Genomic DNA, 14,409 nt, shown 5'->3' on the forward strand with positions numbered 1-14,409 from the left:
TGAAAATTCCCCTGAGTCCAACGGCACTAGAAACGGTCAAGAACGTCGGATGTCGTTGTACAGGAATGTGATATAACGGCCGGCGGCAAACACAGCTTGCGCAGAATGCTCCGCATGGCGGCACTCATGCACTTGAGGAATAGAGTTTCGTGAAATCAGCAATCATTACTGGCATTACGGGCCAGGACGGCGCCTATCTGGCGGAGCAGCTTCTAGAGAAAGGCTATATCGTCTATGGCACGTACCGCCGGACGAGTTCCGTCAACTTTTGGCGTCTCGAAGAGCTTGGCGTCGCGCATCATCAAAATCTGCGCCTCGTCGAGCACGATCTGCTGGATGCGGGCAGCTGTATTCGCCTGATGGAGCGCGCCCAGCCCGACGAGGTCTACAACCTTGCCGCGCAAAGCTTCGTCGGCGTGTCGTTCGAGCAGCCGGCGCTCACCGCGCAGGTGACCGGAGTCGGCGCCCTGAATCTGCTCGAGGCGCTGCGCATCATCAATCCGGAGGCGCGGTTCTATCAAGCCAGCACGTCGGAGATGTTCGGCAAGGTGCAGGCTATTCCTCAGACGGAATCGACGCCGTTCTACCCGCGCAGCCCGTACGGTGTCGCCAAGCTCTACGCGCACTGGATCACGGTGAACTACCGTGAAAGCTACGACATGTTTGCGTCGAGCGGCATTCTCTTCAATCACGAGTCGCCGCTGCGCGGCCGCGAGTTCGTGACGCGCAAGATCACCGATTCGCTCGCGAAAATCAGCCTCGGCCAGCTCGACGTACTCGAACTCGGCAACCTCGACGCACAGCGCGACTGGGGCTACGCGAAGGAATACGTGGAAGGCATGTGGCGCATGCTGCAGGCCGATCAGCCCGATACTTATGTGCTCGCAACCAATCGCACGGTAAGCGTGCGCGATTTCGTCAACGCGGCGGCGAAGTGCCTTGGCATCGAGATCGAATGGCAGGGCACTGCGGAGAACGAACTCGGACGTGATGGCAAGAGCGGCAAGACGATCGTGCGCGTGAATCCTACGTTCTATCGTCCGGCCGAAGTCGATCTGCTCATTGGCGATGCACAAAAGGCGCACGACGAGCTTGGCTGGGCGCCGAAAACGTCACTTGAAACACTGTGCCAGATGATGGTCGAAGCGGATGTCGCGCGTAACAAGAAGGGGACGTCGTTCTGATGGCTTCAGTGCTGATTACAGGAGCCGAGGGCTTCACGGGGCGTTATGTTGCTCAGGCATTGCGCGCGCGCGGCCATCAGATTTCGAGTCTCGTGCGGCGCTGTGATGAGCCCAAACCTGACGTGTACGCGTGCGATCTTCAGGATCGCGCGGGGCTTGCAGAGGTGGTGGCGCGTGTGCGACCCGACTGGGTCGTGCATCTGGCCGCCATCTCGTTCGTTGGGCACGGCAATCCGGGGGAAATTTACGCGACCAACGTCGTGGGTTCGCGCAATCTGCTCGAGGCGCTCGCCGCGGGTGAAAAGAAACCTTCGGCGGTGCTGCTTGCAAGCAGCGCGAACATTTATGGTGCGGGCCCGCTAGGCCTGCCGATTCCGGAGACGGCGCCATATCACCCCGCGAACGACTACGCCGTGAGCAAGGTCGCGCTCGAATACATGGCGCAACTCTGGACGGACCGGTTGCCGATCATCACGGTGCGCCCGTTCAATTGCATCGGCGTTGGCCAATCGTTGAGCTTTCTCGTTGCGAAGATGGCGGATCACTTCCGTCGGCGTGCGCCGGTCATCGAGCTTGGCAATCGCGACGTGGCTCGCGACTTCTCCGATGTGCGCTGGGTGGCCGACGTGTATTGCAGGCTGCTCGAAAAGGCGCCAGTCGGTGAAGTGTTCAACGTGTGTTCGGGTCATGCGGTCACGCTTACGCACGTGCTGCAGACAATGTCCACGATCACTGGTCACGATATCGAAGCGCGGACCAATCCCAACTTTGTGCGTGAGCACGAGGTGAAATCGCAGTGCGGCGATAACCACAAGCTTTTGAGCGCCATCGGCCAGTTCGATGCGCCGACACTCTACGACACCTTGCACTGGATGTTGACCGATAGCGACGCCGCGTGAAGGTGGCGGGCAGCGCACATTCTGCCTGCTGTCGACGCGTCGCGCCGCGCTCGCGTCATTCTTTGCAGCCGCGCCTGCCCGATAAACCAGCGCGGCTGCATTCGCCCTTACTCAAACCCGCGCGGATTCTTCTCCTGCCAGCGCCAGTGATCCACGCACATGCGCTCGATCCCGAACTCCGCCTTCCAGCCGATGACGTTCTCCGCCGCGACCGGGTTCGCATAACACTCGGCGATGTCGCCAGGCCGGCGCGCCACGATCTCATAGGGCACGGGGCGCCCTGAGGCCTGTTCAAACGCCTTGACGACTTCCTGCACGCTGTAGCCGCGTCCGGTGCCGAGATTCACGACCAGGCCTTCGCCACGCGAGGCAAGCGCATCGAGCGCCTTCAGGTGTCCCTTCGCGAGATCGACCACGTGAATATAGTCGCGCACGCCCGTGCCGTCCGGGGTCGGATAGTCGCCGCCGAACACGCGCAGCTTTTCGAGCTTGCCCACGGCCACTTGCGCGACATAAGGCATGAGGTTGTTCGGAATGCCCGCCGGGTCTTCGCCGATCAGCCCGCTTTCATGCGCACCCACCGGGTTGAAATAGCGCAGCACGGCAATGCGCCACGCCGGGTCGGAGATCTCGACGTCGCGCAGGATCTGCTCGGCGATGAGCTTCGACTGGCCGTAGGGATTCGTTGCCGAGAGCGGAAACGTTTCGTCGATCGGCGAGCGTTCGGGCATGCCGTACACCGTGGCCGAAGAGCTGAACACGAACAGCTTCACGTCGTGCTGGCGCATCACGTCGAGCACCACGAGCAGGCCGTCGACGTTGTTGCGGTAGTACTCGATGGGCTTCGCCACCGACTCGCCAACGGCCTTCAGCGCCGCGAAATGAATCACGCCGGTGATGCGATGCGCTTCGAAGACGCGCGTAACGGCGGCGGCGTCGCGCACGTCGGCTTCGTAGAACGCCACGGGCTTGCCGGTGATCTGCTCGACGCGCTTGAGCGACTCACTGCTGCTGTTCACGAGATTGTCGATGGCGACCACCTCGTAGCCGCCATTGAGCAGCTCGACGCAGGTATGCGAGCCGATGTAACCCGCGCCACCGGTGACGAGGATGGTGCCCTTTGAGTTCGTCGCAGTCATACCGTGTTCGTTCCCGTGAAATCCAGACTCGATCAAAAAGTCGACCCGGTGATTTCCCGGATCAGTTCCCGGTAGCGTTGTACCACAACGCGCTCATCGAATTCTTTCTCGATTTTTTTCCGGCCGCGCCCGGCCATGGCGGCGCGCGCCGGCCCGTCGAGCTCTAGCATCCGCGCGAGGCTGGCGGAGAGCGAGCCGGTGTCGCGCGCTTCGCACAGCAGGCCGTTCACGCCGTCAGCAACCACTTCGCGGCAGCCGGGCACGTTGGTGGCCACGATCGGACGTCCCATCGCGCTCGCTTCCATCAGCGTGCGCGGCACGCCTTCGCGGTACGAGGGCAGCACGACGCAGTCCGCATTGGCGATAAAAGGGCGCACATCGGTCGTCTCGCCCAGATATTCGATCACACCTTCGCGTTCCCAGGCAGCGACTTCTTCGCGCGAGATCGCGCTCGGATTGTCCACGCCCACCGGGCCGAGCAGCTCGAAGCGCGCGTGCGGATAGCGCGTGCGCAGCGTGCGCGCGGCCTCGACGTACTCGCCCACGCCCTTGTCCCAGAGTAGCCGGCCAATAAGAACGAACGCGAACTCTGCGCGTTCGGGCGGCGGCGTGAAAGGGAAATCGTCGAGATCGACGCCCTCGCCGTGCAGCAGCCTCGCGCGTTCGGGGTGCGCGAGAAGATTGCCATCCTTGAAGGCGGCTTCGTCGTCTCGATTGAGGAACCACACCTCGCGAGGGAAGCGGAACGCGAAACGATACAAACGCTTGGCGACCTGCGCGGCGCGGCTCTTCCGGATGAACACGTAACCGAGGCCCGTGGTAACCGCCACCGAAGGCGTGCGCGCGAGCCAGGCGGCAATCGATCCGTAGATATTCGGCTTGATCGTGTAGTGGAACACGACGCCCGGCTTGAGTGCGCGATAGTGGCGATAAAGCGCCAGGAGCGTGCGCAGGTCATCGAGCGGATTCGTGCCTTTCGAGGCGACCGGCAACTCGACGCAGCGGCAGCCCATGGCGGCGAGCGGTTCGAAGGTGCGGTCGCGCGGCGCGATCACGGTGACTTGAGCGCCTGCTTCCGTGAGTGCACGCAACAGGCCCCGCCGATAGGTATAGATCGCCCAGGCCGTGTTGCAGACGAGGGCGACGTGCAGCGGATGCCGATGCGCGGCAGACTGGGGCGCGCTGGCGGTGGCGGTTCGGGCGGGTGCGGAGTTCACGGGGCGTTATTGGCAGGCAATGGCGGCAGCGGCCGGGGCGCACATTTTAGCCGACGGGCGCCGGGACCCGTCCGACCGAAGCGGCGCGCGCTGCACGCTAGTATGATGATTCGCTGCGCTGCGCGCCCCGTTGGGCTACACTGCGCGCCCCGCATGTTTCCAGTACCGCGTTGCCCTTAGAACGGCCAACACAAGTCATCCGCGAAGCGCGAGCAGATAACGGCAGAAGCCAGGGAGAGCAACGCGACACGAATGTCGAGACGACGCTCGAAACGGCACATCGTCGTAGATGCGCGCGGCATTCCGCTGGCCATCACAGTCACGGGCGCCAACCGGCACGATTCGATGGCATTCGAGTCCACGATCGATGCAATTCCTGCGGTGTCGGGCCTGAATGGTCAGCCGCGCAAACGACCGGGCAAGTTGCATGCAGACAAGGGCTATGACTTCGCACGCTGTCGGCGTTACCTGAAGCAGCGCGGCATCACAGCCCGTATCGCCCGTCGCGGAGTGGAAAGCAAGGAGCGGCTCGGACGGCATCGCTGGGTGGTCGAGCGCACGCATGCATGGTTCGCCGGCTTCGGCAAACTGCGCATTCGCTTTGAGCGCCGTCTCGACATTCATGTTGCGTTGCTGTCCCTTGCTGCTGCCGTTATCTGTTCGCGCTTCGTGGACGACTTGTGTTAGCGACTCTTAGCCATGCTTCGCTCTCTTGCCGCCCTCCTGATCTTCCAATGCCTCGGCGAGAAGGTGTCCTACGTGTTTTCCTCCGCTTGGTCCCTGGGGCAACTGCTCACAGCAGCCGATTCGCATTCGTGAGCACATCCCACAACAGCCGATCATTTTCGTGCATTATACTTTGCGCCAGACTCGGATTACCCAAACGCGGAGTGAGGACTTTCCTCGCGACTGATTGACGGCCCTTTTTTTCAGGCCGGAGAGATGGGTCGCCAATGGTCTCGCTGCCGTACGTTCAAACCAGCATCTTTCATGGATTAGTTCTGGATGAACACAAAATCGATCGACTTTTTTACGTCACCGTCCCTGCCGTTGCCGGGCGGCGTTTCTGAGGCAAATCTTTTTGAATGGCTTCGCCACGTTCGGGTCGAGGGTAGTGACCAGGAAATTGAGAATTATCTGAAATCAGACTTCAAGCGATTTGTGTACACACTTGGCCTAGTGGATCAGGTCAGCGGTCAGGGAGGGCAAGCGCTTGAATTTGGATCAAATCCATATTTTACAACGATGTTGGTGAGGCAATTTACAGCCTTCGATTGGTCTTATTCCAACTATTTTGGGCCACACCTTACGCAAGGCGTGCACCGTCAGAAAGTATCCTACCGAAGCCTGGAAGACGGCGAGGATAGGGTCGCTGAAATGGAATATCATCATTTTAATTCAGAGTCCGATCATTTCCCATTTTCAGATGGCACATTCGATCTTGTGCTCTATTGCGAAATACTCGAGCATTTGACAAATGATCCGTGCAAGGTATTACGCAATATACGGCGAGTTCTCAAGCCGGATGGCGAGTTCATCCTCACCACACCAAATGTCGCGCGTATTGAAAACGTCATGCGTCTGATCGACGGTGCCAATCTTTATGACCCATATAGCGGTTACGGCCCATACGGTCGTCACAATCGAGAATATACCTGCGATGAACTTCGTCAACTGCTGCGCTATGTCGGATTCGAGGTGGAGTCGATTTTCACTGCAGACGTTAACCCTTATCTTTACCAATATAAGGGCGACATTTCGGTGCTTCGTGAGATATTGTCTAGGAGAGCAGATGATCTTGGACAGTATATTTTTGTACGAGCTCGCAAATCGGATGCGGAAGGACAGAAACTTCCTAGCTGGCTCTATAGGAGCGTTCCTTCGTCGAGAGTCGCCAGTACACAAAGCGATAAGATCGCTTCACTTAGCGCTGACCTGCGCCTTCGCGACGAGTTGCCGGGAGAATTGATCGGCAGCGTTGATGTGAATTTCGTTGTAGCTAACGTTGGGACAGAGCGATGGGAATTCCAGAATCTTAAGCTCGGCGCTAGGGTGATTAACCGTCAGGGCGACGTGATCCGCGAATTTCGCGGTGACAACGTAGGAACTGTTGCACCATCGCAATCGGTTAACCTTCGCATCAATATTAACCTGACCGGGTTGCCGAATCGCGACATAGAGGTAGTCTTCGATCTGGTTAGCGAGTTCCAGTTTTGGTTTGAAAATTTGGGGTCGAATGTTTTTCGCGTAATCCAATGACTTCTGTTCCTTGGCGAAGCCGTCCGTTCTACGGGGAAGTGGCGGTCCCTAAGAGCAAGAGCGCCGAGGGCTCGCAACCCCGGCGCTTTCGCTTGTGCTGCGAGCGCTATCACCGTATCGAGATTTCAGTCGACTCCGAAACACCCGCCAATTGAAGCAGCAGACCTCTCGCTTCAGCAGACCGCCGAGGAGGCGTCTTGCGCGCCGGTTTGCCGAGCTCATATCCTACGTATGACGGTATGGCTCGGCCGAGCCACACAATAGACATTCCGCCGCGCGCTACGCGGTGGTACCAGATTGCCGACAAAGGAGACGAGGACCTCAACGCTGAGATTGTTCACGCGTCAAGTGATGAGGTCGCTAATTGATGAAAGCGGCGAGCTATTTCACATACAACGGCGTGGGCCGAATTGTTATTTCCCGCGGCATGCCAGCAGGTTATGGGGTGTTCACGCTGCTCGTTCCTGGCGAGTGGTTCGATTCCGTGTCCGAGGAAACGGACAGCGAGCACTATTTCACGTAGATCGCGAGGCTCGACGCGCGGAAGTAATGACGAGTTACGGGCGCTTGTCGATTACGCGGAACGTGTGCTGCGTTGATAAAAGTGACGGCAGTCCGCGGCCACCAACTGGTGCTGTCGACGTATGGCTGCAAGTGGTTTGCGGTGAGCCGGGCCACGTCGAAGCTGAAACTGCGATCGTTGCACGACGAAGTTTGGCACGGGACGGCATAGGCGCCATAGCAGTGCACAACTCTGAGCTCCGCGCGAACAGCGCCCGCTTCATTCTTTGCAACGTGCGATGCGGCGTCACAAAGTGCAGCACGCTCTTCGCCATATCTGTCCAGCCGCGCCAGCTCATCGCGTTCAAATATCGCAGTTGCAGTTGCAGGTGCATCGACGAGACGATCTAACGCCACCGCTTTGTCGAGGTTCCACGTTTATTCAGTTTGTAATGGTTATCAAGCTCCGGCGAGTTCGTGCACTAGATGCGCTCCGTCGGGAGAGGTAACAGGTCGAAGCTTCAGGTGGCCGGACAATGCGCGAGATAGTAGTTCACAGTGAGCGCCACAGCTATGCGAAACATCATTGAATGTTGAACTGGCGGCTAAGCGAGCTGACGCGCGAGCCGTCGTCGCCGTGCTCAAGGTCACAGACACGCTGCGCCGCATGTATTTCGAGCGCGCACAGTTCGCGCACTTCTTGCTCGATCCAATAGCTGTTGCGCTTGCGTTTACGCACTATTCTATCGTCTGTTGAGGAAGCTGAAGCGTGTCGTGCTACCGCTGCTCGACGGGCTTGATGCGCATTATGCACACGGCGATCGTCGCGGCGGTGGGCGTCGCCGGCAAAGTGCATGGCGTTCCCAAGCTCGCCGCCGTGGCTGGCGGACGCCCCTATAAAGAGTCGGATTTGACTTCCGTGCGTTGCGCGATCGCCGCGAGAACCACCAGTACAGTCGCGTAGAAAGACACGGTACTCTTCAGGTCGAAGGTTTCGACCGTCAGGCCGAAAATGAAAAACATCAATACGAAGCACAAGCCCATCAGCGCCGTACGCCGCGCCGTCCTCGATATGGATTTCAGTTTCGCGGCAAAAAATATTGCGGGCACGATGTAGATCGCGAGCAGCGCGAGACCGCCCACAATGCCGTAGTTTGCCATGTAGGCTAGCAGCTGATTGTGCACTTCGCCCTCGCCGAACGCCGCCGCCGTAGGGGTGAGCGCGCCTTGCTTCGCCATCGAGGTCATCTTGTCGCGAAACCCGTCGCCACCGAGGCCAAGCACCGGATTTTCGGCAATCAGGGTCGCAGCCGCTTCATAGAGCTGCAGGCGAATGCCGACCGACGTGTCGCGGTGGCCTTGCGTGTACTGGGTCAGGTCTGACGACACCCCGTTCACTCGATCGCGCACCGTCCCCGAGAGCCCGTACACGAGCGCGAGCAGCACCGCAACCGTCACCGGCATTAGCACCTTCCACTGAAAAGGCTTGTTGCGGCCGAGTTCCCAGACGATCAGCAAGGCAACGAGCGGGATCGCCGCCCAGCCTCCGCGGGCGCCAGACAACAGCGAAGCAGCGACGCCTGCAAACAGGCCCGCAACCTTGAGCGCGCGCCAGAGCGCCGAATCCTTACGCCACCAGTTGAGCGCGATCGCCGACAGCACGCCGAGCGCAAGCGCGAGATCACCAAAATGGATCGGGTTCAGGAACGCGCTTCCGATGCGGCCTTCCCCCCAATCGCGCGGCATGAAGAGGGCAAGTGCGAGTGCTGACAAGGCGCCTAGCGTAAAGGACAGGTCCGCCCAGACGAAGATTCGCTGCGGCGCGCGCCGCAACGCGAGAAAGATTGGGATCGCAAGCAGGAACCGCGACGGCGAGTCCCAGGTCCGCAACATCGGATGCCCATGCGAGAGCGTGCTGAGCGCGACGGCAGCAACGGGGCCGCACAGCGCGATGCATAACACGAGTTCGTAACGCTCAAGCGGCGCGTAACCATAGGGTGCGCCTGCGGGCCGCGAGCATAGTGCTACCAGCGAAATGACGCCCGCACCAATCGATACGGCGCTCGAAGCGCCTTGCACGAGCATGGCGATCGAGGGAAAGGCGAGTAGGAAAGCCGCGGTCAGCCAGTCGCTGGGCGCGGTGCGTCGGGAATCAATCGTAACTGCGGTCGGCATCGCTAAACTGCTGTTCTCTGTAAGGGCGGGTTTGCATACGTCCCCGTGTTACGTCCTCACTACGCAGCCTTGTGGGTGCGAAGCAGACGAGAAAAGCAGTATTGTACGCATTCGTTATCCTGGCCCGACACTGCGCCTAAAAATCTCTGCACTACTTTGGGGATTGCTACCGGGCAGAGAAAATAGGGATCAAACATAGTGCCGGTAATTGCCCCGGCACGCAGGAGGATGGCGCGCATAGCCCTCTGGTATGACGATTTGCTGCGCCTCGCACCCCATTGGGCTACACTGCGCGCGCCGCGCATGTTCCCAGCCCCGCCTTGCCCTTAGCCATGCTTCGTTCCCTTGCCGCCCTCCTGATCTTCCAGTGTCTCGGCGAGAGCGTGTCCTACGTGTTCTCGCTGCCCGTGCCCGGTCCCGTGATCGGCATGCTGCTCCTGTTCGCCTTCGCGTTGATGCGGCCCGCCGCCGCCGAGGCCATCGAGCCGACCGCGCTCGAATTGCTGCGCCATCTCTCGCTGCTCTTCATTCCGGCAGGCGTGGGCATCATGGTGTCCGCGCAGGCGGTGCGCGGCGAGGCGCTCGCTGTGATCGCGAGCCTCGTCGTGAGCACCACACTTGGCATCGCGGTGACGGCGCTCGTCACGCGCGCACTGCTGCGTCGCCAGCGGCGCAACCAAACGGCCGGGGAGGGCGCATCGTGAATAGCCACCTGCCCATCACGAAACTCGACGCCATCTGGGTCTATCTCGCCGCCACGCCGCTGCTCGGCTTGACGGTGACGCTCGTCGCCTATCTCATCGCCATCAATATCTACGCGCGCGCAAAGCACAATCCGCTCGCGAATCCGGTGCTCATTGCTGTGGCGCTCGTCGTTGCAGCGCTCAAAATCACCGATACGCCGTATCGCACGTATTTCGAGGGCGCCCAGTTCGTGCACTTCCTGCTTGGCCCCGCGACTGTCGCGCTCGCCCTGCCGCTTTATCGTCAGTGGGATAAGCTCAAGCGCGGTGCACTGCCATTGCTCGGCGGGCTCGTTGCAGGCTCGCTCACAGCGATCGTGTCGGCGGTCGGCGTCGCGAAGCTCTTCGGCGCCTCGCATCAGACTATTGCTTCGCTCGCGCCGAAGTCCGTTACCACTCCTATCGCGATGGCCGTCGCCGACAAGATCGGCGGCATCCCGTCGCTTACTGCTGTCCTCGTGATCTCGACGGGCGTGTTCGGCGCGGTGACCGCGCGCTGGATTCTCAACGTGATTCGCGTGCGTGAGACCGAGGTGCGTGGCTTCGCGATCGGCGTGGCCTCGCACGGTATCGGCACCGCACGTGCGTTTCAGGTGAGCGAGGAGATGGGGGCATTTTCCGGGCTAGGCATGGGTCTCAACGGTGTGTTCACCGCGTTCGTCGTGCCTGTATTGCTGCCGGTCCTGCTGCGGTGGATGTAGAAAATTTTCGGCGCTGGTGGCGTACTGCTCCGGTAGGAGCCTCGGCACACCGGTGGTTTAGGCGCCTAAACGGCTAAACCCGGAATGGCGCTGTTTCTGTGTAGCTTTTGCCCGAATTTCCGTTCGCCAGCGGTGCTATCCTTCGTTTCAAGCGTTTCACACCTTGATGCGTGAGACTATCCCATTAAGAACAAGGACTTATTAGCACTCGGGGGGCGTTATCGTTTAGGCGCCTAAACGAGATAGTTGCTGAAAATGGATCAATTCGGCGTGGTGATGGAATATATTTATATGATTATTCATTTTTCTATCGAAAATACGCCAAAAAAACGATTCCCAGCATGCTCCGGCTGACACTAATTCGAGGCAACTAAGTTTCATGAGCGCGGAACCGAAAACCACCTCCAAGGCAATACCCAACAAGGTAACTGCCAGAGCTGTCCACAAAAGAATGCGTGCTGAAGGCGCTTCGCACTACGCGCTAGGCTGCTTCTATAAAGACATGCTCACAAGGCGCCTGTGGTCGTCGCAAAGTGATTTGGCGAGATCGCTCGAGATTTCCAAGTCGAACATTTCAAAAGCGATCGCTCTTACGCGCATCCCGATGGAAGTCGTCGAGGCTGTCGGCGGGGCGAAGCACGTTAGCTTCCGGATCGGTGAACTGCTGCTGAGCGCGATCGATAAGTTTGGTGCAGCAATGTTCATCTCGCGCGTACGCGAAGCGGTGCGCGCGGGCTTCGTCGCACTAGATGACATCCTTGAGTTCGCAGTTTTCGACCGACTCCCAAGACCCACGCCGAAAGCGGTGCACCTCCGCCTCGCACGCGACAAAAAGTCCTTGCGCCTAGAGGTCCCTGATCTCGATCAATTGTTGCCGCATCTTTCAGATCTGGAAGAGTTTATTGTAAGGAACTTCATCTTCTTCAAAATTGGCCTGTCGGACCGTCAAAATGCGGCCGCTGAGAGTGCACAACGCCGGCTCAGAATGGCCGCGTCCCGAGCTAAAGTCGGACCGCCAAACATTAAGCCGCGTCGCGAAGCTCAGGGCGGCTCTGCGGATACCGAAATTTAAACGGGGACGACATACTCTCGGCCCTCGGTTGATTTTCTCGAGGAGACTCACGATTGCTCTCGCTTTCATGTCTGACTTGCAACGCTCACCGGTCTTGATCGCGCCCGGTGAAAGCAAACGACATGTGATCCGTTGCGCGCATTCCTGAAGCAGACTTCGACCTCAGTCGAATAACAATACGGGGCGATATTCGTTCCATCTCCGCAATGACAGCCCGCAACGTCTGCGGACCATGACTTCTCTTTCCGTGCTACGTCGCAAGTACACGACAATGCACACGCTGACCGACAACATCACTCGCCGCATCCACGGGTTGGGGCGCGCGGCCGCTAGCCCACGAACGCGTTTTCTGAGCAAGCTCTCCGGGATTCGTGATGGCACGCGCGCTGAACGTAAGCTGCGGGCGGCGATTCGTCTATTCGTCTAGCAGATCGGCGCGGTACATGTTCGCGAATCGCCCTCTATCGCTTCTGTCGGCGCCCGGCAGAGACGCACTCCAACTTCGTGTGCTGCGGCACAGGTGTGCGTTTCGCGAGATGACACCGGCGCTTCTCTTCTTCGCCTTTCGCTTGGTCTGACTACTGAGCGCTACGGATGCGCTGGGTGTATTTAGATGCCTCGAGTGGGCTTGCATCGTTCGCACGACCGACAACCTGTCTGGCATTTTCCTTTCTGAGTCTCTGAATACGGCTCAGCGGGCGGTAATTGCTTCCATGCAGCCTGAAGCGTCTGGGGCTTCGCATGCTGGATCGGTGCGTACTTGGTTCGAGCTAACGGCTCGACGTCCGCGCAAGTGCGGATCGGTTGTCATTTTGCAAGTTCAGACGCGGATTGCTGCCACGGAAGTTCGGGGGCAGGGCGTGAGGCGCTACGGGCGAACGAAAGCCCCTCCTTTCTTGTGAGCATTCGCCGACTTCCCCTCGCGTCTTGCTCGATAGACTGAATCCAGCAAAGTCGGAGTTTTCCGTGGAATGCATTGCGAAGCAGTCGGCGCGTGCAGGTCCGAGTTTTTAGGAAAAAGAAGCGAAGGGAAAAATCATCTCCGACTTTCGCACAATCCTGTCAACACCACGCTCAAGGACACCGAACTTGAAAACCCCCGTCTTCGCCGTTGATGTCGGCTATGGCAACACGAAGTACGCATACCGCGCTGCGAATGGCGCGGTCACCACCGGCATATTTCCATCACTCGCGCCGCTGGCCGCGAGCCGCGCGCTTTCAGCTTACGGTGAGAGTGTGTTTCCCACCCGCAAGGTCGCAAAGATCTCGATCGGCGGCATCGAATACGAAGTCGGCCCCGATGTGCCGATAACTGCGGCTTACGGGAGGACAGGCCGCGCGCTCGCAGACGCCTATGTGTCGACCGACAACTACGCGGCATTGCTTTTTGGCGCGTTTCATTTCGCCGGTATCACGCACATCGAGCGTCTTGTCTTGGGCCTGTCTGTTCACAACCTGGAAACATATTCAACGGAGCTAAAGCTGCTGTTCGTCGGAGAACATGACTTTGGGCACGGCCGCGTCGTGGTCGAGAAGGTGGTAGTCATCCCGCAGCCTCTGGGTTCGCTCGCGTATGCGGCTAGCGGTCGCCGCGGTGGCTTTGGACGTGACGATGCGCACCTTCTTGTCGATGTAGGCTACTTCACGACGGACTGGATCTGCGCGAAAGGCTTCATGATGGACGACAACCGCAGTGGGGGCATTCCCTGTGGCGTGTCACACGTTTGTCAGCGCATCGCAAAACTGATTTCACGCGATGAAGGCGAGCAGGTCGACGACATCGAACGTATCGACAAGGCGCTGCGAGAGAGGGCATCCTACTATCTCTATGGCAAGAAGATCGATCTCGCACGCTATGTCGCATTGGCCGACCCGATCATGGCTGGCGTTGCGACCGAAATGCAGAACGAAGTTGGACGCTTGCACGACATACGCTCGATCATTCTTTCGGGCGGGGGGGCAGCCCTCTACAGCATTGCAATTCGGCACGCGTTCCCGCGTGCTGCCATCGAATTGATCGACTCGCCATGCCTCGCAAACGCGCATGGATTCCTGATCGTTGGCGAAGCTGGACTCGCGCGTGAACGGGGGGCGGCGGCATGAACGACAAAATTGAGATGACGATTACGATCAATCCTCTTGTTTCGCCGTTACTTTACGAACGCTTGAGCCGCTGCACTACGGCTCGCGAACGCGCAGCAGTATTCAGGTCGCTTGCCGAAGCCGAGCTTCGTGAACAGTTGGTGCAGCGTACGCGAGCATCACAGCTCGGATCCGTATTGTCCACGTCGCCGCACCCCACACCGTCGAGGTTGTCAGCGAACGACGCGATCGCGACCGAAGGTTTTCAGACTCTGAGCGTAGACGATGCGGCGCACCTTTCGCCGAGGTTCAGCGTAGAACTGGTCAATCAATTGGCCGGCTACCTCGACTAGCTACGCGAACTTGACTTTCCCAGCAGCGTGCAAGGATGAGTTCAAGCCCGGGTGACGCAGCGCGTCGCGCTGTGTACCCGGGCG

General features: G+C 59.3%; 12 protein-coding genes and 1 pseudogene. 9 read left to right on the plus strand and 4 right to left on the minus strand.

Translation table 11 applies throughout. The features are described from left to right. The first annotated feature begins 149 nt into the window (after nucleotides 1-149). Nucleotides 150-1,184 (plus strand): GDP-mannose 4,6-dehydratase, encoded by a 1,035-nt coding sequence (gene gmd, locus M3A49_RS27555; protein WP_266231860.1) that lies wholly within the window; start codon nucleotides 150-152, stop codon nucleotides 1,182-1,184. Then, entirely contained in the window at nucleotides 1,184-2,083 is a 900-nt protein-coding gene (locus M3A49_RS27560) for an NAD-dependent epimerase/dehydratase family protein (RefSeq protein ID WP_266231861.1), read from the plus strand. The genes gmd and M3A49_RS27560 overlap by 1 nt, the downstream gene beginning before the upstream one ends. Before the next feature lie 107 nt (nucleotides 2,084-2,190). Here the strand turns inward: M3A49_RS27560 and galE are convergent, their stop codons facing one another. After that, the gene (galE, locus tag M3A49_RS27565; RefSeq protein WP_266231862.1) at nucleotides 2,191-3,222 is read right to left on the minus strand and encodes a UDP-glucose 4-epimerase GalE; all 1,032 of its coding nucleotides are present in this window, start codon (nucleotides 3,220-3,222) and stop codon (nucleotides 2,191-2,193) included. Nucleotides 3,223-3,254: 32 nt separating this feature from the next. Continuing rightward, nucleotides 3,255-4,439: a glycosyltransferase family 4 protein gene (locus M3A49_RS27570; protein WP_416339023.1), complete on the minus strand. Its 1,185-nt coding sequence runs from the start codon at nucleotides 4,437-4,439 to the stop codon at nucleotides 3,255-3,257. A gap of 264 nt (nucleotides 4,440-4,703) precedes the next feature. Between M3A49_RS27570 and M3A49_RS27580 the strand changes: the two are divergent. Both M3A49_RS27580 and M3A49_RS27585 read left to right on the plus strand, forming a co-directional pair. Continuing rightward, nucleotides 4,704-5,126: pseudogene (locus tag M3A49_RS27580) on the plus strand (IS5 family transposase); the annotation flags it as partial. A 318-nt stretch (nucleotides 5,127-5,444) separates the two neighbouring features. Continuing rightward, nucleotides 5,445-6,698: a class I SAM-dependent methyltransferase gene (locus M3A49_RS27585; RefSeq protein ID WP_266231863.1), complete on the plus strand. Its 1,254-nt coding sequence runs from the start codon at nucleotides 5,445-5,447 to the stop codon at nucleotides 6,696-6,698. A 1,084-nt stretch (nucleotides 6,699-7,782) separates the two neighbouring features. On the opposite strand, the gene M3A49_RS27590 is transcribed toward M3A49_RS27585, so the two are convergent. Beyond that, nucleotides 7,783-7,938, minus strand: a complete 156-nt coding sequence (locus M3A49_RS27590; protein WP_266231864.1) for a hypothetical protein — start codon at nucleotides 7,936-7,938, stop codon at nucleotides 7,783-7,785. 155 nt (nucleotides 7,939-8,093) lie between these two features. After that, a complete protein-coding gene (locus M3A49_RS27595) occupies nucleotides 8,094-9,032 on the minus strand; it encodes an O-antigen ligase family protein (RefSeq protein WP_266231865.1) in 939 nt (312 codons plus the stop codon). A gap of 674 nt (nucleotides 9,033-9,706) precedes the next feature. On the opposite strand from M3A49_RS27595, the gene M3A49_RS27600 reads away from it, so the two are divergent. The 5 genes from M3A49_RS27600 (at nucleotide 9,707) to M3A49_RS27620 (ending at nucleotide 14,325) form a co-directional block, all read left to right on the plus strand. Then, the gene (locus M3A49_RS27600; RefSeq protein ID WP_028209075.1) at nucleotides 9,707-10,078 is read left to right on the plus strand and encodes a CidA/LrgA family protein; all 372 of its coding nucleotides are present in this window, start codon (nucleotides 9,707-9,709) and stop codon (nucleotides 10,076-10,078) included. Beyond that, the gene (locus tag M3A49_RS27605; RefSeq protein ID WP_266231866.1) at nucleotides 10,075-10,818 is read left to right on the plus strand and encodes an LrgB family protein; all 744 of its coding nucleotides are present in this window, start codon (nucleotides 10,075-10,077) and stop codon (nucleotides 10,816-10,818) included. Before M3A49_RS27600 ends, M3A49_RS27605 begins: the two co-directional genes overlap by 4 nt. A 379-nt stretch (nucleotides 10,819-11,197) precedes the next feature. Continuing rightward, nucleotides 11,198-11,890 (plus strand): hypothetical protein, encoded by a 693-nt coding sequence (locus M3A49_RS27610; RefSeq protein ID WP_266231867.1) that lies wholly within the window; start codon nucleotides 11,198-11,200, stop codon nucleotides 11,888-11,890. A gap of 1,089 nt (nucleotides 11,891-12,979) precedes the next feature. Next, nucleotides 12,980-13,993 carry a PRTRC system protein D gene (locus tag M3A49_RS27615; RefSeq protein WP_266231868.1) on the plus strand — a complete coding sequence of 338 codons (1,014 nt, stop codon included), beginning with the start codon at nucleotides 12,980-12,982 and terminating at the stop codon, nucleotides 13,991-13,993. Then, a complete protein-coding gene (locus M3A49_RS27620; protein ID WP_266231869.1) occupies nucleotides 13,990-14,325 on the plus strand; it encodes a hypothetical protein in 336 nt (111 codons plus the stop codon). The genes M3A49_RS27615 and M3A49_RS27620 overlap by 4 nt, the downstream gene beginning before the upstream one ends. The last annotated feature ends 84 nt before the right edge of the window (nucleotides 14,326-14,409 follow it).

Source organism: Paraburkholderia sp. CNPSo 3076 (genome assembly GCF_026343935.1).
Lineage (GTDB): Bacteria > Pseudomonadota > Gammaproteobacteria > Burkholderiales > Burkholderiaceae > Paraburkholderia > Paraburkholderia nodosa.